Raw genomic sequence first — 18,941 nt, 5'->3', positions numbered from 1 at the left:
CCACACCTCGACGTCCGCCCCCCCGACATCATCAGCCACCCGGCCCAAGATCCGGGAAACGATCAGCAACTCAAGCCGACACGCCGACTAAGATCAAAGTAAATGCGGCTGTAGTACTAGATGGGGCAATCGGGTCGGGCCGGTACTCGTGCGAAGGCTCAGGCAGTGCTGCGAGCCGTCCCACCGCCGAGGTACAGACGCGCCACCTCGGGGTTGTCGAGCATCTCTTGGCCGGAACCTTCCAGCCGGACATGACCGCTCTCGACAACCACGGCGCGAGTAGCGAGGGAAAGGCCCGCCCGTACGTTCTGCTCGACCAGCAGGACCGTCCGGCCTTCCTCCCAGATCGTGCGGACCTGGCCGAGGACGGTCCGCAGCGTCTTGGGGTCGAGTCCCATGGACGGCTCGTCGAGAACGACGAGCTTGGGGTCCAGCATCAGACAGCGGGCGAACTCGACAAGTCGCTGCTGCCCGCCAGACAGCCCGCCGGCCTTCGCCTGCGCCCGGTCACGCACGATCGGGAAGACATCCTCGATCTGGCGCAACCGACGACCCGTCTCGGCGCGGTCCCGCAGGAGGAAGCCACCCATCTCCACGTTGTCGCGCACAGTCATGTCAGGGAACAGAGTGTGGTTCTGGGCTACCTGAACGATTCCGAGGCCGAGGACCTGTCGAGGACTCAGACCGTTGATCTCGTGGCCTTCGAAGAGGACGCGCCCCAGCCGAGGTCTGAGCTGCCCACTCACGACACGAAGGACGGTGGACTTCCCTGCGCCGTTGGGGCCGACCACACAGGTGATGCTTCCTGCCGGAACCGAGAATGAGAGATCGCGCAGCACGTCACTGCCGCCGTAGCCGGCCCACACTCCCTCCATGTGGAGAAGGCCGCTCATGACGTGGCCCCCTCGGTAGGCGCGGGAGAAGCTGGATCATCCTCGAGAGATCCACCCAGGTAGGCATCGAGAACTCGCGGGTCGCTGCGCACGATCTCCGGTTCACCGTGAGCGATCACCGCACCCCCCTCCATCACCGAGATCACATCGCAGATGCCCATCACGAACTCCATGTTGTGCTCGACCACCAGGAACGTCACGCCACGCTGGTTCAGCTCGCGGATCCTTTCCCCCATCTGGCCGATCAGTGTCGGATTGATCCCACCAGCCGGCTCGTCGAGCAGGATCACCTTCGGGTCCTGGGCCAGCACCATGGCCAGTTCGACCAGCTTCCGCTGACCGTACGACAACATGCCTGCCTGTGAATCGGCCATCGTGGCAAGCCCCACGAAGTCCAACAGCTCCAGGCAGCGGCTCTCGCTGTAGAGCTCTCGTCGTCGGCTGCGGGGTACGCCACGGCTGCCCACCTGCAGGTTCTCGAGCAGCGTGAGTCGACCGAAGACTCGCGTGAGCTGGAAGGTCCGCCCCACTCCCAGGCCGCACACTGCCGCGGTCGATGCCTTCGAGATCTCGCGTCCAGCGAACCGGACCGTCCCGGAGTCGGCCCGCTCGTAACCGGTGATGACGTTGAACATGGTCGTCTTGCCCGAACCGTTGGGTCCGATCAGCCCAGCGACCGTGCCCTCCTCGACCGCAAACGTGCAGCCCGCAAGGGCCTGCAGCCCCCCGAAGCTCTTGTGCACGTCGGTCACTTCCAGGATCGCGGTCACTTGCCGACCTCCCCGAGGGTGGTGCTCTCAGGCGTCTCTTCGGGCCCGGTGACATGAACCGTTGGCTGGTCCGGCTGACTGGCTCTCGGTCCTCCTTGCTCGGCCCTTCGAGCGCGGACGTTTCGAAGGATCTCGGCGGACGAGGGGATGATTCCTTGGGGGAGGTAGCGGATCACGAGCAGGAAGAGAACCCCGAAGAGGATCAACGCAACCCCGCCCGAGGTGACCTGCAGGTTGAGGTACTGCTGCAGGGGCTCCAGAATGAGGGCACCGATCACTGGGCCGCTCACGGTTCCGAGGCCACCGAAGAACCCCATGAGCGCGATGGTCACGTCGAAGATCGCCTCGAAGGCGAACGGCGGGTAGATGCTGCCCAGGTAGTAGGCATAGACAGCCCCGCACATGCCGGTGACCACTGCCGAGAGCACGAAAGCGGAGAGCTTCACCTGCCCGGTGCGCACTCCGAGACCCCGCGCCCGGTCCTCGTCGTCACGAATGGCGAACAGCTCAAGACCGAACCGCGAGCGGCGGACCGCCCAGGAGAGTGCCACTGCGATGATCGCGACGCCGAGCGCAGCGAAGTAGAAGTAGGTGTTGTAGGTCGCGGCAAGCCAGGGCGGAATGGGTAGCTGCATGCCAGCCGAGCCGTTGGTGAGTCCTGTGAGGTTGTAGGCGAGCAGCTGGAAGATGAAGAAGAAGGCGATGGTGATGACGACGAACGTGTGGCGCCGAGTTCGGAGCGAGATCCACCCGACCGGCACCGCGACCAGACCTGCGAACAGCCCGGCAAGGGGAACCAGCGCGAATACGCCGACACCACCCTGCATGTGCCAGAGGTTGGCGACGTTGGCGAGGAAGTAGGCGCCGCTGCCGAAGAAGACGGCCTGGCCCAAGGCCGTGTAGCCGCTGTAGCCGGAGAACATGTTCCAGGCGGACGACGCTGCGACGAACAGCAGCGTGAACATGGCCACCGACGTCGTCGCAGGGTTACTGAAGATCAGCGGGAACGCCAGGGCGACGACGAGAGCTGCGCCGGTGACGACCCACTGGGCTTTCCGGCCCGAGGGCAAGACCCGCGCGCTGGCCCCCGGGACGGGCTGGGCCGTCGGGGATGCGGAGCTGGGCGACTTGCCCGGATTCTGCTCCGAGGACGGCGCTGAGGGCGTTGACATCTTCGCCTCTCTCACTGGGCTCTCGCCGCCTGCTGCCCGAACAGTCCGTTGGGGCGGATGAGCAGCACCAGAATGAGCACTCCGAAGAACATGGTGCTGGCCCAGACGGGCGACCACACCACCGCGGTCACGTCCTCGATCACGATGGCGGCGACCGCCGCGATCAACGCGCCTCCGACGCTGCCCAGGCCGCCGAGAACGACGATGACGAGCAGCCGCGAAATCAGGTCGTACCCTGAGTTCGGGTTGAACGAGTTCGTCGCGCCGAACACCATCCCGCCTGCTGCAGTCACACCCACACCGATCCCGAAGGTGATCGCCGACACCCGGTTGATGTCGATGCCGATCAGCTCAGCACCCGTCCGGTTCTGGACCGACGCCCGGATGCTGAACCCGGTCCGGGTGCGGTACAGGAACAGATAGAGAGCCCCCAACAGGACCACCGCAAGGCCAAAGCCGAAGAGGTAGATGTAGGGAAGGTAGAAGCCGAACACGTGCACGGACTCGTCGATGTACCAGGCGTTGAGCGTTCGCAGGTCCGCGGAGAAGAACAAGGTCAGCAAGCCCTCGATCACGATGGCGACCGCGAACGTGACGAGGATGGACAGCGCGGTGCGGTTCTGGGGACGCAGCCGCCGTATGAACACCCACTCGATCCCGACGCCCAGCAGAAACATGATCGGAATTGTGAAGAAGAGCCCGATGAAGGGATCGATTCCGAGGTGGACCTGGAGGACGTAGCTGAGGTAGGCGCCAAGGACCACCAGGATCCCCTGAGCGATGTTGATGATCTCCATGACTCCGAAGATCAACGTCAGTCCCGCTGCCATCAGCGCATACACACCCCCGGTGAGGATGCCGTCCACGATGGCCTTGGCGATCTGCGTACTCACGACTCACTCCTGTCCCCTCGTCGGTGCCGGTCGCCCGCGCCAAAGGCGCTGAAGCGACCGGCACCGGTCGACACTCGACGATCTACCAGGCCGGCTTGGGGTAGAGCACTGCCTCGGTAGCCGGGGGAACCGGCTGCAACATCTGACTGGAGTCCGGCTGGTAGGGGATGAGCGCCTGCTTCTGCCACTGGAACACGTAGGAGAAGGCAAGGGTGTTCTGCCCCGTAGAGTCGAACTTCACCGGACCCTGCACCGTCTGGTAGGTGCCCTTGTGGAGCTCAGCGATCAGCTTCGTCTGGTCGAGGCTGTTGATGTTCTTGACCGCCTGGGCCGTCACCTCTCCGACCGCGTACCCCTCGGGAACGTCCGAGCTGATGTCCTGCGGCGTGCCGCCATAGGCCTTGATGTAGGCAGCGACCATGTCCTGGTTGCCCGGGGTGGTCGCCGTCGGGTACCACTCGTTCGGGACCATGATGCCTTCGGTGTGCGCGGCACCGACGTTCTGAACGAACTGAGCGCCCTGGTCAGGTCCTGCCGTAGCGATGAGCGCCTTCGGGTTGTAGTTCTGCTGGACGAACTGCTTGACGAAGGCGCTGATGTCTGGAAGCAGGGTGCCAGCAAGGACCACGTCCGCATTGGAGCTGATGATCCCGGCAGCAATGGGACCGTAGTCAGTCGTCTCAGACGGGTAGACCTTGTTGTAGACCGTCTTGATGCCGGCGGCTTCGAGGATCGTCCGAGCCTTGTCGAGCTGAGGCGCGGTGAACGGGTCGTCCTGGGTCGCGTAGGCCGCGGTCTGCGGGCGAGTCCCGGCCGGCATCGCCGCCAGCCAGTTCGCGAAGCTCACCAGGTTGTTGACTACAGGCAGGCTGACGTCGAAGACGTTGGTGAGTCCGCTGGTGAACACTGAGGGCCCGCCGCCCGCGCCTTCGACAAAGGCGTAGCCGTATCGGGCGACGACCTGCGAGGCCGCCTTCGTCAACAGCGTGGAGAAGGGTCCGAACACGAGGTCGACGTGGTCGACGCTGATCAGCTTCTGGTAGTTCGTGGCGACCTGCACCGGGCTGCTGGCGTCGTTGACGATGTTGAGCTTGACCTGGCGGCCGAGCAGTCCGCCATGGGCGTTGGTTTCGTTCGCCCACAGCTCATAGCCCTGCTGGAAGGCCTTGCCATCCGCGGAGAAGTCGCCCGTCAGCGACAGCGATACTCCAATCGTGATCGGCGGCCCGCCGGACGAACCGGACGAAGCAGAGCTCCCCGCTGACCCCTTGCTGGAACTCGCGCATGCGGTCAGGGCGAGGGCGGCTAGACTGACGACCGCGACAGCCTGCACACTCCGTGCTGCAATCGGCTTCCTCAAGTTTGGCTCATCTCCTTGTAGACTCAACATGCTGGAGTGCGATGCTCCCCCGGCCTTGACTGGGTGGAGTTCGGCCGCAACGAGGCGAGCGTTGTGGCTGTCCCCAGGTGGGGTCCACCCTTTGGCGCTCAGTCACGAACTGGTTGGCAATCGTTTGCATTGCGGGCAGTGTCGTCGAGCCTGCTATCGGTGTCAATACCGCGGCCAGCGTGTTGCGGGATTGTGGCCGGGACCCGATCGACGACCCGCGTTTGGTGGCGAAGCCGGCACGTCTGGGCAGCCCGTCGCGTCCGAGGGCCGGTCTTCGCGCCGTGTCTGCCGTGGCCGAGATGGCGCCCGCTCGGCTATGGTCTCTGCAATCGTTTGTAAAGGCCGGTGGGCCGCGATCGATAGGTAGGGTTTCGATGCAGGCCGATTCGACGATCTCGGTGAACGGCGCCGCGCGGATCGTGCGGTGCGACCCCCTCACATCTCTGCTGCAGGTCTTGCGCGGGCAACTCGGTCTTCTTGGGAGCCGGTTCGGCTGTGGACTCGGCGGTTGCGGAGCCTGCATGGTTCTCCTCGACGGTCGCCCGGCGACCGCCTGCGACATCCCGATGCGGTCCGTGGGCGGAGCTCAGGTCACGACGATTGAAGGGCTGGCGGCCACCTCACGATCGTGCGGGGCGCTAGTCACCGCCTTCGCATCCGAGCAGGCAGGTCAATGCGGGTACTGCCTGTCCGGGATCCTGGTCACCGCCACGGCGCTCCTGGAGAACTTGCCGGCAGGTGGAGTCAGTGAGGAGGCCGTCCGTGTCAGCCTGGATCGCCATCTGTGCAGGTGCGGGGCACACCAGCGGATCGTCCGTGCGGTGATCCGTGCCGCTTCGACGGGCACTGCAGCCGACGAACCTGCAGCTCAACCGCCCTCGTGATGGGATCAGGAGACCCGCTTCCCGCGGCGCTGACCGCGTGTCCTCGGCTCTCGCGATGGGTGCGTGTGCTGCCGGAGGGCGTCGTCGAGGTTTCCTCCGGAAAGGCGGAGCTGGGTCAAGGCATCCTGACGGCACTGGCCCAGGTGGTTGCTGAGGAACTCGACGTGGACGTCGCCAGAGTGCGCGTCGAGTCACCGACTACCAACGAGGGCCCCGACGGTGGGTTCACGGCAGGCAGTCTCTCGGTGCAGCAGTTCGCCCCAGCGCTGCGCCAGGTGAGCGCCGAGGTCCGGGCCTACCTGCTCGACGCTGCCGAAAAGCGGCTTGGAACTGATCACCTGGTAGTACGGGACGGAGTGGTTCAGGCACCGAGCGGTCGCTCGGTCTCCTACTGGGCGCTGGCCTCCGCTGTCTCGCTCGACCGGGACGCAAACGGGCTCGCCTCCCCGAAGCGGCCTGCTTCGTACACCGTGGTCGGCACTTCAGCGCCGAGGGCGGACCTTCGGGACAAGCTCACGGGGCGGCCAAGGTACGTCCACGACCTGCGGCCGCCCGGTCTGCTCTTCGCCCGCGTCCTGCGTCCGCCATCGCTCGGGGCCGTGATGCAGGGAGCGGACACGGTGGCTGCCGCGGCGCACGGTGGCGTGGTCTCGGTGGTGGTCGACGGTTCCTTCGTGGGCGTGGTCGCTGACTCCGAGGCGGCCGCGCTGGAGGGTGTTGCGCTCTTGCGTGGGTCGACCTCGTGGTCGGAGTCGGACACGCTGCCGGACCAGGACAAGTTGTCTGACTTCCTCCGCTCGTCGCCGGCGGAGAGCACGACTCTCCTCGACGACGTTCCTCCTGCCTTGGACGAGCTTGCGAGTCCTGCGCTGACCATCGCTGCCACCTACACGCGGCCGTTCATCGCCCACGCTTCGATCGGACCAGCGGCGGCTGTGGCTCAGTGGGACACGGAGGGCCGCTCGCTCGAGGTGTGGACCCATTCCCAGGGCGTCCACCCGTTGCGCCGCGAGATCTCGCGTGCCCTCGGAGTCCCAACTGGCGCGGTCACCGTGAACCACTGCGAGGGCTCGGGATGTTACGGGCACAACGGCGCAGACGACGCGGCCTACGACGCGGTTCTGCTCGCGCGTTCCGTCCCGGGCCGGCCGGTCCAGGTGGTGTGGTCGCGCTCCGATGAGTTGTCATGGGCGCCCTTCGGACCGGCGATGTGCGTCGACCTCACGGCAGAGTTGGGCCAGGACGGCCGCGTGCGCCGTTGGACGTACGACGCGTGGAGCAACGGGCACACCTCACGTCCTGGAACGCTCGCAGCACCGTCCCTCCTGGCCTACGCGCATCAGCACGGACAGCCGATCCCCGCAGCGGAAGACCCTCCGCTTGAGCGCGGCTTGGGCATCGGGCGCAACGCCCGCCCCATCTACGACGTCGCATCCCTGCGCATCGTGACGCACCGGCTCCTCGTGATGCCGATGCGCACCTCGGCCCTGCGTTCATTGGGCGCGCACCTCAACGTGTTCGCCACCGAGTCGTTCGTCGACGAACTTGCCGAGCGAGCGGGTCGCGATCCGCTGGAGTTCCGGCTGAATCACCTCTCCGACGATCGAGGTCGGGCGGTCCTCGAGGCCGCTGCCGCCGCAGCCGGATGGGGTACGTCATTGCCGACAACAGGCGCGGCGACCGGCCGGGGCCTAGGGCTGGCGCGCTACAAGGGCTCCGGGGCTTGGTGCGCCGCCGTAGCCGAGGTCGCCGCCGAACACGAGATCCGGGTACGACGGTTGACGCTTGCGGTGGATGTCGGACTGGTGGTGAACCCCGAGGGTGTCATGAACCAGATTGAGGGCGGAGCCCTGCAGGCTTTGAGCTGGACCCTCAAGGAACGGGTCCGATTCGACCGACGTCGCGTCCTGACCGACACCTGGGACGACTACCCGATACTGAGCTTCAGCGAGGCGCCCAGGGTCGAGGTGGTGCTCGTCTCGCGGCCGGACCAGCCGTCGTTGGGCGCTGGAGAAGCCTCCCTCGGTCCGACCTCGGCTGCCATCGGCAATGCCGTCTACCAGGCCTTGGGGGTCCGCGTACGCGATCTGCCCCTGACCAGAGAGGTCATCACTGCCGCCATCGAGGGTTGACAGGCGAGGGGTCTGTCGAGTCGCTGTCGCTTGGCAACCGATTGCGGCTGGTCACTGCGGGTCGTACGCCGCACCCCCTAGAGTGATCGCCATGCAGCGGGTGAAGCTGACCGACGTCGCACGGGCCGCAGGGGTGCACCCGGGCACGGCCAGCCGCGCGCTGAACCCGCTGACAGCTGGCCAGGTCAGCGCGGAGACCACCCGCCGGGTCGCCCAGGCCGCAAAGCGCTTGGGCTACGTGCCGAACACCTTCGCTCGTGGGCTGCGCACGGCCCGGTCGTTCGTCATTGGCATGGTCGTCCCGGACGTCACCAATCCGCTGTTCCCACCAATGGTCCGTGGCGCCGAGCAGGTGCTGAGCGCCGCGGGCTACACCCTGGTGTTCACCGACACCGACAACGACGCGGCGACCGAGCGTCGGCAGATCGAGCAGTTGCTGGCCAGGGGGACCGACGGGTTCCTGGTCGCCACGGCGCGCTGGGAGGACCCGATGGTGGACGAGCTGGCTGACACCGATGTGCCCGCAGTGCTCGTCAACCGGAACACCGCGAGCCATCGGCTGCCGTACGTCGGCGGCGACGAGCGGACCGGGGTTGCCCTGGCAGTGGACCACCTGGTGGGCCTGGGCCATCGCAAGATGGTTCACCTGGCCGGGCCGCAGGATACGTCCACCGGCCGGGAGCGGGCCTCGGCGTTCCGGCATGCGCTGCGCGTCCACGGGCTGCCGGCTGGCCGCGGTCACGTCCGTAGCTGCGCCGCGTTCAGCGAGCAGGCGGGGCTGGAGGCAACGGCCCGGCTGCTCGCAGCGCGCCAGGAGTTCACCGCGATCCTGGCCGGGAACGACCTGATCGCACTGGGCGCGTTGTCGGTGCTCGCTGCCGCGGGACTGCGCTGTCCGGAGCAGGTGTCGGTCGTGGGCTTCAATGACCTGCCGCTGGTGGACAAGCTCACCCCGCCGCTCACGACGGTGGCCTTGCCGCTGCGCGAGATGGGTGCGCTGGCCGCTCGGATGTTGCTGGCGAAGATCGAGGGGAATGGTCACGACGGCCCAGTGGCCCAGTCGCTGCTCGGCGTGGAGCTCGCCGTGAGGGGGAGCACCGGACCGGTGCCAGCGCGCTAGGACGCTGCGTCAGTGCACCGCAACGGGCTGGCCGGCCCGCAGGTCGTCGGCAATCCGACCGGCACAGGTGAGCAGGGGCGGCAGCAGCTCCTCCCGGATGTCCTCCGGTGTCCCACGGCTGGCGTGCGCGGAGACGTTGACCGCAGCCACGACGTCGCCAGAGGAGCCGCGGATGGGCGCGGCCAGCGAGCGCAGCCCCTCCTCCAGCTCCTGGTCGACCAACGCCCAGCCTTGCTCGCGGATCAGCCGCAGCTCGGCGAGCAGCTCCTCGCGGTCGGTGATCGTCCGCTCGGTGAGCGGGACCAGTCGGGCCGAGGCCAGGTAGCCGCGCAGCCAGTCGTCGGTGTGGGCGGCGAGCAGCACCCGGCCCATCGAGGTCGCGTGCGCCGGGAACCGGGTGCCGACGCTGATGCCGACGGTCATGATGCGCTTGGTGGGGACTCGGGCCACGTACACCACCTCGTCGCCGTCCAGCACCGAGACGGACGACGACTCGTGGACCTGCTCGACCAGCTCCTCCAGGTGCGGCATGGCCACCTCGGGCAGGGTGAGGCTGGACAGGTAGGCGTAGCCCAGCTCGAGGATGCGCGGGCGCAGCGCGAACAGCCGGCCGTCGGTGCGCATGTAGCCCAGCGAGACCAGGGTGTGCAGGAAGCGGCGCGCCGTGGCCCGGGTCAGCCCGCTGACCCGGGCCACCTCGCTGAGCGTCATCTCCGGGTGCTCGGCGTCGAACGCGCGGATGACCGCGAGGCCGCGCTCCAACGACTGCACGAAGTCGCCGTTGTGCGACTCTTCGCCGGTCCGCCCCCGGATGTCTTCGACCATGTCGTCTCCCGTGTTCGCCGTGCGCAACTTAGTCCTGAGTGTCGAGCTCGGCGAGGGTCCGGCGAGCGATCGCGAACGCCGTGTTCGCTGCCGGCACCCCTGCGTACACCGCTGTGTGCAGCAGGACTTCCTTGATCTCGTCCCGGGTCAGCCCGTTGGTGAGCGCCGCCCGCACGTGCATGGGCAGCTCCTCGGTGCAGTGCAGGGCGGTCAGCAGGGCCAGTGTGATGCAGGAGCGGGTCCGCCGGTCCAGCCCCTCCCGCCCCCAGACGTCGCCCCACGCGTACCGCGTGATCATCTCCTGGAAGTCCGAAGTGAACGCATCGGCGTTCGCCTGCGCGCGGTCCACGTGCGCGTCACCGAGGACGGCGCGGCGGACTGCCTCGCCGGCGGCGAGCTGGGGGTCGCTGGTCATGCGGAGCCTCCGAGGTGTTCGACGAGCAGGGGGGTGCACAGGTCGGCCCGCTCGAACGTGGCGACGTGCGAGCCGCCAGCCACGACGACGACGCTGGCCGTCCCGCCGCCGGACCGGATCAGGGCCGCGATCTCCTGGGCGTGCTCCGGCGGGGTGGCGGGGTCCTCCGCCCCGGCGATGACCAGCGTCGCCGCGTTCACCTGGGCCAGGTCGGGGCGCAGGTCCATGACGGCGATGGCCTCGCAGCACCCTGCATAGCCCTCCGCGCCGACCTGGTCCCGCAGGGTGGACCGGTAGTGCTCGACGACATCCGGGCGCTCCCGGCCGAGCCGGGCGGTGAACCAGCGGGCGACGACGGCGTCGGCGACGGCCGCCGTGCCACCGGCGCGGACTGCTGCGGCCCGGTCGAGCCAGGCCTGCGCCGGCGGCAGGTAGGCGGAGGTGCAGCACAGGGCCAGCCGCTCGACCCGCTCCGGCACCTGCGCCGCGAGCCACATGCCGATCATGCCTCCGAGCGAGACTCCGGCGTACGAGAAGGTGTCGACCTGCAGTCCGTCCAGCAGCGCGAGCACGTCCGCGCCGAGGTCGGCGATGCGGTACGGACCGGCCGGGCCCTCCGAGGCCGCGTGTCCCCGGTGCTCGAACCGGATGACGCGCCGCCGCTCGGCCAGCGCGGGCAGCTGCGGGTCCCACAGTTCGCGGGTGGTGCCCATCGAGGCCCCGAGCACGACGGCCGGGGCGTCCTCGGGGCCGGTGACGTCGTGGTCCAGGCGGGCGGTCACGGCCGGCCCTCCGGCCGGGTCCTTGCCGCATGCGCCGCCAGCGCGCGGTCCACGAAGGTCTCCGCGGCTCCGAAGCCGCCGACCGTTCCGGTCGCCACCAAGGCGTCGACGTGGGCGTGCATCCGGTCCGCGTCCACTCGCAGCCCGTCAAGTGCGGTCCGGGTGTGCCGCGCGGTGCCGGCCAGCAGCCGCACGATCTCGGTGAGAGTGCCCCACTCGGCCTGCCACCGGCCTGCGGACCGCTGCAGCTCCTGCGGCATCCCGGCCAGGACGGTGGCGACGAGACCAGGCATCCGGTGCGCGCAGGCGACGGCGAGCACCGCGGCGGCCGGGTTGCGCTTCTTCGGGATGGCGGACGACCCCCCCGGGGTGGCCACCTCGACCTCGGCCAGCTCGGTGGCGGACAGCAGCACGACGTCCTGGGCCACCGCGGCCAGCTCGCCGGCCAGGATTCCGCACGCGGCCGCGAGCTCGGCGACCCGACCGCGGGCCGTGTGCCACGGGGTCACCGGCTCGGCCAGGCCGAGCTCCGCGGCCACCGCGGCGATGAGCTGCTCCGCCCGGTCCGCTGCCCCGGCCAGGGTGCCCACCGGGCCGCCGAGCTGCACGGCCAGCCGGTCGCGGAGCACGGCCTCGAGGCCGGCGAGCGCGTCGTCGACGCCGGTCAGCCGGTTGCCGCAGGCCGCCCCGAAGGTGGTGACGAGGGCGCTCTGCAGCAGGGTACGACCGACCTGGGGGGTGCTCCGGTGCTCCAGGGCGAGCGCGGCGAGGGTGTCGGACACCGCCCGGCAGTCGTCCAGGACCGGCCCCAGGGCCGAGCGGGCCACCAGCGCGCCAGCGCTGTCGAGGATGTCCTGGCTGGTCGCCGCGAGGTGGACGTACGGGCTCGCCTCCGGTCCCACCAGGGAGCGCAGCCGAGCAACCAGCGCGATGACCGGCGTCGCCTCGGTGGCAGCCCCGGCCCCCAGCGCGTCCAGGTTGAAGGACTCCGGCCGACATGCTGCGGTGACCGCCGCGGCGGCGGACTGCGGGGCCAGCCCCACCCGGGCCGCCGCGACCGTGAGGGCCCGCTCCACCTCGAGCATGGCGCGCAGCCACGCCTCGGAGCCGGTCAGCTCCTGCGTGTGCGGCGTGGAGTACACGCCCTCGAAGAGCCCGGTCACCGGCCCCTCTCCGCTCGCTTGGCGTACGTGGTCACAGGTCGAAGAAGACCGTCTCGCCCTCGCCCTGCAGCCGGATGTCGAAGCGGTACCCACCGTCCACCCGGGTGGCGATGAGCGTAGGCCGTCGGTGGACGTCCACGGTCTGAAGGACCGGGTCGGCGGCGTGCGCCTCGACGTCCTCGGGGAAGTAGATCCGGGTGACCACGCGGTCGAGCAGGCCGCGGGCGAACACCGACACATCCAGGTGCGGCGCCTCGGTGCCACCGTCCGGGCTGGGCAGCGGGCCGGGCTTGACCGTGCGGACCTGCCAGTGCCCGCCGTTGACGGTCTGCGAACGGCCGAACCCGCGGAACCCGGTCACGCGGTGGTGATGGGCACCGCGCGGGTCGTCCGGGTGGTCGAAGCGCCCTTCGGGGTCGGCTTGCCAGGTCTCGACCAGCCCGTCGGGGATCGGCACGACCTCGCCGTCGGTGAGCAGGCCGCCGAGCCGGATCTCGCCGTCGGTGCCGGCCGGGACGACCTCCTCGCCGTCGTCCCAGGTGAGGCCGATCGCCAGGTACGGGCCCACGGTCTGCGACGGAGTCAGCGGGATGCGGCCGTCGGCCAGGTCGAACCCGAAGCTGGTGGTCCCGGTGGGCTCACTCATCGTCGTCGTCCTGCTCCTCGAACGGCGTGGCCTCGCGGCCGCGCAGCACGATGTCGAAGTGGTAGGCCAGCGCCCAGTCCGGCTCGGTCCGGTCCAGGTCGAACCGGGCGACCAGCCGCTGCCGGGCCTTCGAGTCGGGGATCGAGTTCATGATCGGGTCGTACTTCTGCAGCGGGTCCCCCGGGAAGTACATCTGGGTGATCAGCCGCTGGGTGAACGCCCGGCCGAACAGGCTGAAGTGGATGTGCGCGGGCCGCCAGGCGTTGTAGTGGTTCTTCCACGGGTAGGCGCCCGGCTGGATGGTGGTGAAGGAGTAGCGGCCCGTGTTGTCGGTGACCACCCGGCCGAGCCCGTCGAAGTTGGGGTCGAGCGGGGCCGGCCACTGGTCCAACTGGTGGCGGTAGCGCCCGGCCGCGTTGGCCTGCCACACCTCGACGAGCGTGTCGGGCACGGCGCGTCCGTCGCTGTCGAGGACCCGGCCTTGGACGATGATCCGCTGGCCGAGCGGCTCGCCGGCGTGCCGGCGGGTGAGGTCGGCGTCCGCGGCGGTGACCCGGCTGCTGCCGAGCGCTGGCCCGGTGACCTCGGTCAGCCGGTGCGGCAGCAGCACCAGCGGCTCGACCGGGTGCCGCAGCGCGGTGCTCCTGTAACCGGGGTCGTCCAGCGGCGGGTGCAGTCCCTCCGGGCGCTCGTACCGCGGCAGCACGAGCCGACTGCCTGCCGGGCGCGGTTCAGCGGTGTCCGTCACGTCGACCTCCTAGCGGTGCTGCCTGCGGGTGTGCGTGAGCGTGCGGCCCGGCGGCTGCCGGTCAGGCGTGCAGGACGACGGCCAGCCCCTGGCCGACGCCGATACAGATGGCGGCCAGCCCGTAACCGCCACCGCGAGCGTGCAACTGGTGGGCCAGGCTGCCCAGGATTCTCGCCCCTGAGGCGCCCAGCGGGTGGCCGATCGCGATCGCGCCGCCCTGCGGGTTCACCAGCTGGGGGTCGAGGTCCGGCCACTCGGCCAGGCAGGCCAGCGACTGCGCGGCGAACGCCTCGTTCAGCTCCACCACGGCGAGGTCGTCCCAGCCGATGCCGGCGCGGTGCAGCGCGGTGCGGGCCGCCTCGACCGGGCCGATGCCGAACAGGTGCGGCTCGACCGCGGAGACGGCGCGGGAGACGATGCGCGCGAGCGGGGTGCGCCCAGCCGTGCCGGCGCCCGCCTCGTCGCCGAGGAGCAGCGCCGCCGCCCCGTCGTTGAGGGGGGAGGAGTTGCCCGCGGTGACCGAGCCGTCCGGCCGGAACACCGGCTTCAGCCCGGCGAGCTGCTCGAGCGTGGTGTCCGACCGGATCGTCTCGTCCCGGGCCAGGTCCGCCCCAGGGACGGCGACGACCTCCCGGGCGAACCGGCCGTCCGCCCAGGCGGCCGCGGCGGCCGCGTGGCTGCGCAGCGCAAACGCGTCCTGCTCCTCGCGGCTGATCCGGTACCGCTCGGCCAGGATCTCGGCGCCCTCGCCCAGGGCCGCCGTCCACTGCTCGGGCATGGCCGGGTTGACCATTCGCCAGCCGAGCGTCGTGGAGTACAGGGTCTCGTGGCCGCGCGGGTAGCCGCGCGCCGGCTTGGGCAGCACCCACGGGGCCCGGCTCATGGACTCGACGCCGCCGGCCACGGCGAGCGAGGCGTCGCCCACGGCGATCGCGCGGGAGGCGCCGATGGCGGCCTCCAGCCCGCTGCCGCACAGCCGGTTCAGCGTGACCCCTGGAACCGACGGCGGCAGGCCGGCCAGCAGCACCGCCATCCGGGCGACGTCACGGTTGTCCTCGCCGGCTCCGTTCGCGTCGCCCAGCCAGACGTCGTCGATCGCCGCCGGGTCCAGCGCCGGGGAGCGCTCCACCAGGGCGCGCACCGCGGTGGCGGCCAGGTCGTCCGGCCGCACACCCGCGACGGCGCCGCCGTACTTGCCGACTGGCGTCCGGACCGCGTCGAGGATGAAGACGTCGTTGGTCACGGCCGCACGCTCGTCCGGGTCACGGGCTGCCGCTTCGTCTGCACTAGGTGGCGCAGCACGGCCACCTCGTGCTCCGTGGGGGCCTCGGTGACCCGCAGGTCGGCGGCGTCGCCCAGCTCCCACCCGGTGGCCGCAATGACCTGCTCCACGGTTACGCCGGGGTGCACGTGGGTGAGGGTCAGCTCGCAGCTGTCCGGGTCCGGCGCCATGATCCCCAGGTCGGTGATGACCTGTCGCGGGCCGCGGCCGCGCAGGCCGAGCCGCTCGCGGTCACCGGGGCCGCGGCCGTAGCCGACCGAGGTCACGAAGCCCACCCGGTCGACGAAGGTGCGCCGGCTCTGCCGGACGACCACGATGACCTCCCCGCAGGACGCGGCGATCTCGGGGGCGCCGCCGGCGCCGGGCAGCCGCACGCTCGGCCGGTCGTAGTCGCCGATCACGGTGGTGTTGATGTTGGCGAACCGGTCGATCTGGGCCGCGCCGAGGAAGCCCACGTCGATCCGGCCGGGCTGCAGCCAGTAGTTGAAGACCTCGGGCACCGAGACGACGGCGTCGGCGGTGTCGGCCAGGATGCCGTCGCCGATCGAGTACGGCAGCGTCCCCGGCTTGGCGCCGATGGTGCCCGACTCATAGACCAGGACGACGTCCGGGGCGTGGGTCCGCCGGGCCAGGTTCGCCGCGGTGCTCGGCAGCCCGATGCCGACGAAGCACACCGTCCCGTCGTGCAGCGCTCGGGAGGCCGCGATGGTCATCATCTCGTCGGTGGTCCAGGCCGCGGTGTGCGCGGCCGCCGTCTGGGTCATCCCGGAGCCCCTTCGCGCAGTACCTCGGAGCGGACCCAGGCCTGGAAGGTCTCCCGGTCCCGGCTGACTGAGTCCCACCACTGGTAGTAGGCGTTGTCTCGGGTGGAGTAGCCCTGGGCGTACGACGGGTGGGCGCCCCCGGGGACGTGCGACACGAGGGTGACCGCCCAGCCCGGGATGACCACGGCGCCCGGGACGGGCTCGAGGCGGTCCACCACCTCTTCGACCGTGACCAGCGAGCGGCGGGCCGCGAGCAGGGCTTCCTTCTGGATGCCGGTGATGCCCCACATCTGGACGTTGCCGTGCCGGTCAGCGCGCTGGGCGTGGACCACAGTGACGTCCGGGTTGAGCGCCGGCACGGCGGTGAGTACCTCGCCGGTGAACGGGCAGGCGATGGGGGCGATGGTGGCCGTCGCGGTCACCAGGTCGGTGCCCACGTAGCCGCGCAGCACCGCGAACGGCAAGCCGGAGGCACCCGCGACGTAGCGGTTGGCCATCCCGGCGTGGCTGTGCTCCTCGAGCTCCAGCGGGTGCGGCCAGTCGTGCTCGACGGCGTCCCGGAACCGGTGCAGCGAGCCGACGCCCGGGTTGCCGCCCCAGGAGAAGATCAGCTTCCGGGCGCAGCCGGCCCCGATCAGCTGGTCGTAGACGATGTCCGGGGTCATCCGCACCAGGGTGAGGTCGCGCCGGCCCTGCCGGATGATCTCGTGCCCGACCGCGACCGGGATCAGGTGGGTGAAGCCCTCGAGGGCGACGGTGTCGCCGTCATGGATCAGGCGCGCGACGGCCTCCTCGAGCGGTACCAGCTCGGCCATCGGCTCCCCTCGTCCATACGCTCGCGCCAGAGTGTTCGGAAGACGCACACGCGTTCAGTCGACGAACATTAGAGCGGGCCGCCGCGGTCGGTCAACCCCTCGCCGCCGAAAGGTCGCTCCAGCGGGCCAGACGGTGCCTGCGCCGCTCCATCGAGGAGCCGCCCGGAATGCATGGGCGCAGAAGTCATTGACGCAAGCGAAGGGCCGGTCTATGTTCGCCACAAGCACGAGCGTCCGTATAGCGCACGGACCGCCCTGAGCGTGTGAACACGACGTGAACGTGAGGAGATCGCTGTGGGGCTGCTGGACCAGTCGACGTGGGAAGGCAAGATCTTTCTGGGGGGCGCCTGGACCGAGGGGTCGGGGCCGACCTACCCAGTCGTGGAACCGGCCACCGGGGCCACGATCGCGCAGATGGGCCAGGCGACCCCCGCGGACGTGGCCAGGGCCGCGGAGATCGCGGCTGAGGCGCAGAAGGAGTGGGCCGCCCTGCCGTACTTCCAGCGGGCCGCTGTGCTGCGCAAGGCCGGCGACCTGTGGTCGGAGTACGCCGAGGAGATCTCCGGCTGGAACATCCGTGAGGTCGGCGCGATCCCGGCTATCGCCGGGTTCGCCCTGCACGTCGCCGCACAGGAGTGCTACGAGGCCGCGTCGCTGCCCAGCCGCGCCTACGGCGAGCTGGTCCCCAGCGAGGAGCCGCGGCTGTCCATCGCCCGGCGGGTGCCGGTCGGCGTGGTGGCGGTGATCTCCCCGTTCAACGTCCCGATCATCCTGGGCATCCGTTCGGTGGCCCCGGCGCTCGCGCTGGGCAACTCCGTGCTCCTCAAGCCGGACCCCCGTACCGCGGTCACGGGCGGCGTCGTCCTGGCCCGCATCTTCGAGGAGGCCGGGGTCCCCGCGGGCGTGCTGCAGATGCTGCCGGGCGGCATCGACGTCGGCGAGGCGCTGGTCACCGACCCGAACGTGCGGGTCATCTCCTTCACCGGTTCCACCGCCGCGGGTCGGCGGGTCGGCGAGCTGGCCGGTCGCCACCTCAAGCGGGCCCACCTCGAGCTCGGTGGCAACTCGGCCATGATCGTGCTGGACGATGCGGACGTCGACCAGGCGGTCACCCTGGCCGCCTTCGGCTCGTTCTTCCACCAGGGCCAGATCTGCATGACCACAGGTCGGCACATCGTGCACGAGAGCATCTACGAGGAGTTCGTCGAGAAGCTCGCGGTCAAGGCGGCGCACCTGCCGGTCGGTGACCCCGCGGCCGGTGAGGTCGCCCTGGGACCGATCATCGACGAGGGCCAGCGGAACAAGATCCACAGTCTGGTGACCGCGAGCACGGAGGCGGGCGCACGGGTGGCCGCTGGTGGCGAGTTCGAAGGCCTGTTCTACCGGCCGACGGTGCTCGCCGACGTCCCGGCCGACTCCCCGGCCTTCGCCGAGGAGATCTTCGGTCCGGTCGCCCCCGTGACCCGGTTCGCCACGTTGGACGAGGCCGTCGCGCTGGCCACCGCCACCGAGTACGGCCTGTCCCTTGGCATCGTCACGCGCGACGTCATGAAGGGGCTCGCGCTCGCCGACCGGATCCCCACCGGCATCGTCCACATCAACGACCAGACGGTTAGCGACGAGGCGAACATCCCGTTCGGCGGGGTCGCAGCGTCCGGCACGGGGTCCCGGTTCGGCGGCCCGGCCGCGAACGTCGAGGCGTTCACCGAGACCCGCTGGGTCACCCTGCGCGGCGAGCCCCCGCAGTACCCGTTCTGAGCCATCTGCCGCGGAGGGACCCGGCTGGCGCCAGGTCCTCCGCAGCGCCGCAGTCCCGTGCGTCGACCCTGCCCTGCCCGCCCAGCCCCGCCGGCTGAGCACTGCAGTGTCACGACCGACATCGAACCGACCCCGGGGGTCGCCCGGCGGACCGTGCTCAAGGCCGCCGGGGTGGGGGTCGCCGCGACCGCTGGCGGCACCCTGCTCAGCGCCTGCGGCGAGCTCAAGGGCTCCGCCTCGATCGGGTCCTCCGGATCGGCGTCCGACGTGCTGAAGATCGGCTACGTCAGGCCGCAGACCGGCCCGCTGGCCAGCTTCGCGGCGGCCGACAACGTCATCGTCAAGACGGTGCAGGACTCGCTTGCCAAGGGCTTCACCGCCGGTGGCAAGAAGCGGACGATCGAGATCGTCGTGAAGGACTCCCAGTCCAGCGCGACCCGGGCCACCGACGTCACCAAGGAGCTGATCAACAACGACCAGGTCGACCTC

Annotated in this window: 19 protein-coding genes and 1 pseudogene; 6 read left to right on the top strand and 14 right to left on the bottom strand. The window is 70.0% G+C overall.

What is annotated here, in order from left to right; genetic code table 11:
- Nucleotides 1-158: 158 nt before the first annotated feature.
- The 5 genes from VIM19_10865 to VIM19_10845 form a co-directional block, all read right to left on the bottom strand.
- Nucleotides 159-893 carry an ABC transporter ATP-binding protein gene (locus VIM19_10865; protein ID HEY5185381.1) on the bottom strand — a complete coding sequence of 245 codons (735 nt, stop codon included), beginning with the start codon at nucleotides 891-893 and terminating at the stop codon, nucleotides 159-161.
- Nucleotides 890-1,663, bottom strand: a complete 774-nt coding sequence (locus VIM19_10860) for an ABC transporter ATP-binding protein (GenBank protein ID HEY5185380.1) — start codon at nucleotides 1,661-1,663, stop codon at nucleotides 890-892. Before VIM19_10860 ends, VIM19_10865 begins: the two co-directional genes overlap by 4 nt.
- A complete protein-coding gene (locus VIM19_10855) occupies nucleotides 1,660-2,733 on the bottom strand; it encodes a branched-chain amino acid ABC transporter permease (protein HEY5185379.1) in 1,074 nt (357 codons plus the stop codon). The genes VIM19_10860 and VIM19_10855 overlap by 4 nt, the downstream gene beginning before the upstream one ends.
- 113 nt (nucleotides 2,734-2,846) lie before the next feature.
- Nucleotides 2,847-3,701, bottom strand: coding sequence for a branched-chain amino acid ABC transporter permease (locus tag VIM19_10850; protein HEY5185378.1), 855 nt, complete (start codon nucleotides 3,699-3,701; stop codon nucleotides 2,847-2,849).
- Between the two features lie 109 nt (nucleotides 3,702-3,810).
- Entirely contained in the window at nucleotides 3,811-5,118 is a 1,308-nt protein-coding gene (locus VIM19_10845) for an amino acid ABC transporter substrate-binding protein (GenBank protein ID HEY5185377.1), read from the bottom strand.
- A gap of 299 nt (nucleotides 5,119-5,417) precedes the next feature.
- On the opposite strand from VIM19_10845, the gene VIM19_10840 reads away from it, so the two are divergent.
- The 4 genes and pseudogenes from VIM19_10840 to VIM19_10825 all read left to right on the top strand — a co-directional run bounded on the left by VIM19_10840 (nucleotide 5,418) and on the right by VIM19_10825 (nucleotide 9,254).
- Nucleotides 5,418-6,002: a 2Fe-2S iron-sulfur cluster-binding protein gene (locus tag VIM19_10840; GenBank protein ID HEY5185376.1), complete on the top strand. Its 585-nt coding sequence runs from the start codon at nucleotides 5,418-5,420 to the stop codon at nucleotides 6,000-6,002.
- Nucleotides 6,002-6,409 (top strand): annotated as a pseudogene (locus tag VIM19_10835) (molybdopterin cofactor-binding domain-containing protein). The gene VIM19_10840 and the pseudogene VIM19_10835 overlap by 1 nt, the downstream one beginning before the upstream one ends.
- Nucleotides 6,410-6,676: 267 nt before the next feature.
- Nucleotides 6,677-8,134, top strand: a complete 1,458-nt coding sequence (locus VIM19_10830; GenBank protein ID HEY5185375.1) for a molybdopterin cofactor-binding domain-containing protein — start codon at nucleotides 6,677-6,679, stop codon at nucleotides 8,132-8,134.
- Nucleotides 8,135-8,225: 91 nt separating this feature from the next.
- Nucleotides 8,226-9,254: a LacI family DNA-binding transcriptional regulator gene (locus tag VIM19_10825; GenBank protein ID HEY5185374.1), complete on the top strand. Its 1,029-nt coding sequence runs from the start codon at nucleotides 8,226-8,228 to the stop codon at nucleotides 9,252-9,254.
- A gap of 9 nt (nucleotides 9,255-9,263) precedes the next feature.
- Here VIM19_10825 and VIM19_10820 read toward each other — a convergent pair whose 3' ends face one another.
- The 9 genes from VIM19_10820 to VIM19_10780 form a co-directional block, all read right to left on the bottom strand.
- Nucleotides 9,264-10,079 (bottom strand): IclR family transcriptional regulator, encoded by an 816-nt coding sequence (locus tag VIM19_10820; protein ID HEY5185373.1) that lies wholly within the window; start codon nucleotides 10,077-10,079, stop codon nucleotides 9,264-9,266.
- A 28-nt stretch (nucleotides 10,080-10,107) separates the two neighbouring features.
- Entirely contained in the window at nucleotides 10,108-10,494 is a 387-nt protein-coding gene (gene pcaC / locus VIM19_10815) for a 4-carboxymuconolactone decarboxylase (protein ID HEY5185372.1), read from the bottom strand.
- Complete coding sequence (locus VIM19_10810; GenBank protein HEY5185371.1) at nucleotides 10,491-11,276, bottom strand: alpha/beta fold hydrolase; 786 nt, start codon at nucleotides 11,274-11,276, stop codon at nucleotides 10,491-10,493. Before VIM19_10810 ends, pcaC begins: the two co-directional genes overlap by 4 nt.
- Entirely contained in the window at nucleotides 11,273-12,439 is a 1,167-nt protein-coding gene (locus VIM19_10805) for a lyase family protein (GenBank protein HEY5185370.1), read from the bottom strand. The genes VIM19_10810 and VIM19_10805 overlap by 4 nt, the downstream gene beginning before the upstream one ends.
- A 31-nt stretch (nucleotides 12,440-12,470) precedes the next feature.
- Nucleotides 12,471-13,085, bottom strand: a complete 615-nt coding sequence (gene pcaG, locus VIM19_10800) for a protocatechuate 3,4-dioxygenase subunit alpha (protein ID HEY5185369.1) — start codon at nucleotides 13,083-13,085, stop codon at nucleotides 12,471-12,473.
- Entirely contained in the window at nucleotides 13,078-13,833 is a 756-nt protein-coding gene (gene pcaH, locus VIM19_10795) for a protocatechuate 3,4-dioxygenase subunit beta (protein HEY5185368.1), read from the bottom strand. The genes pcaG and pcaH overlap by 8 nt, the downstream gene beginning before the upstream one ends.
- Before the next feature lie 61 nt (nucleotides 13,834-13,894).
- Complete coding sequence (locus tag VIM19_10790) at nucleotides 13,895-15,076, bottom strand: acetyl-CoA C-acyltransferase (GenBank protein HEY5185367.1); 1,182 nt, start codon at nucleotides 15,074-15,076, stop codon at nucleotides 13,895-13,897.
- Nucleotides 15,073-15,879 (bottom strand): CoA-transferase, encoded by an 807-nt coding sequence (locus VIM19_10785; protein HEY5185366.1) that lies wholly within the window; start codon nucleotides 15,877-15,879, stop codon nucleotides 15,073-15,075. The genes VIM19_10790 and VIM19_10785 overlap by 4 nt, the downstream gene beginning before the upstream one ends.
- The gene (locus VIM19_10780; protein HEY5185365.1) at nucleotides 15,876-16,694 is read right to left on the bottom strand and encodes a CoA transferase subunit A; all 819 of its coding nucleotides are present in this window, start codon (nucleotides 16,692-16,694) and stop codon (nucleotides 15,876-15,878) included. The genes VIM19_10785 and VIM19_10780 overlap by 4 nt, the downstream gene beginning before the upstream one ends.
- Before the next feature lie 294 nt (nucleotides 16,695-16,988).
- Between VIM19_10780 and VIM19_10775 the strand changes: the two genes are divergently transcribed.
- Both VIM19_10775 and VIM19_10770 read left to right on the top strand, forming a co-directional pair.
- Complete coding sequence (locus tag VIM19_10775) at nucleotides 16,989-18,452, top strand: benzaldehyde dehydrogenase (GenBank protein ID HEY5185364.1); 1,464 nt, start codon at nucleotides 16,989-16,991, stop codon at nucleotides 18,450-18,452.
- A gap of 171 nt (nucleotides 18,453-18,623) precedes the next feature.
- Nucleotides 18,624-18,941: ABC transporter substrate-binding protein (locus VIM19_10770; protein ID HEY5185363.1), on the top strand; the 318-nt coding region annotated here is incomplete at its 3' end.

Source organism: Actinomycetes bacterium (assembly GCA_036510875.1).
GTDB lineage: Bacteria > Actinomycetota > Actinomycetes > Prado026 > Prado026 > DATCDE01.
The sequence above is the reverse complement of the archived record's forward strand: the minus strand, read 5'-3'. Positions and strand labels throughout refer to the sequence as shown.

What these genes read in the sequence shown, in the direction of transcription:
- VIM19_10865 (HEY5185381.1), bottom strand. Translation starts at nt 893, where the DNA reads ATGAGCGGCCTTCTCCACATGGAGGGAGTGTGGGCCGGCTACGGCGGC.
- VIM19_10845 (HEY5185377.1), bottom strand. Translation starts at nt 5,118, where the DNA reads ATGTTGAGTCTACAAGGAGATGAGCCAAACTTGAGGAAGCCGATTGCA.
- VIM19_10840 (HEY5185376.1), top strand. Translation starts at nt 5,418, where the DNA reads ATGGCGCCCGCTCGGCTATGGTCTCTGCAATCGTTTGTAAAGGCCGGT.
- VIM19_10825 (HEY5185374.1), top strand. Translation starts at nt 8,226, where the DNA reads ATGCAGCGGGTGAAGCTGACCGACGTCGCACGGGCCGCAGGGGTGCAC.
- VIM19_10820 (HEY5185373.1), bottom strand. Translation starts at nt 10,079, where the DNA reads ATGGTCGAAGACATCCGGGGGCGGACCGGCGAAGAGTCGCACAACGGC.
- pcaC (HEY5185372.1), bottom strand. Translation starts at nt 10,494, where the DNA reads ATGACCAGCGACCCCCAGCTCGCCGCCGGCGAGGCAGTCCGCCGCGCC.
- pcaG (HEY5185369.1), bottom strand. Translation starts at nt 13,085, where the DNA reads ATGAGTGAGCCCACCGGGACCACCAGCTTCGGGTTCGACCTGGCCGAC.
- VIM19_10785 (HEY5185366.1), bottom strand. Translation starts at nt 15,879, where the DNA reads ATGACCCAGACGGCGGCCGCGCACACCGCGGCCTGGACCACCGACGAG.
- VIM19_10780 (HEY5185365.1), bottom strand. Translation starts at nt 16,694, where the DNA reads ATGGCCGAGCTGGTACCGCTCGAGGAGGCCGTCGCGCGCCTGATCCAT.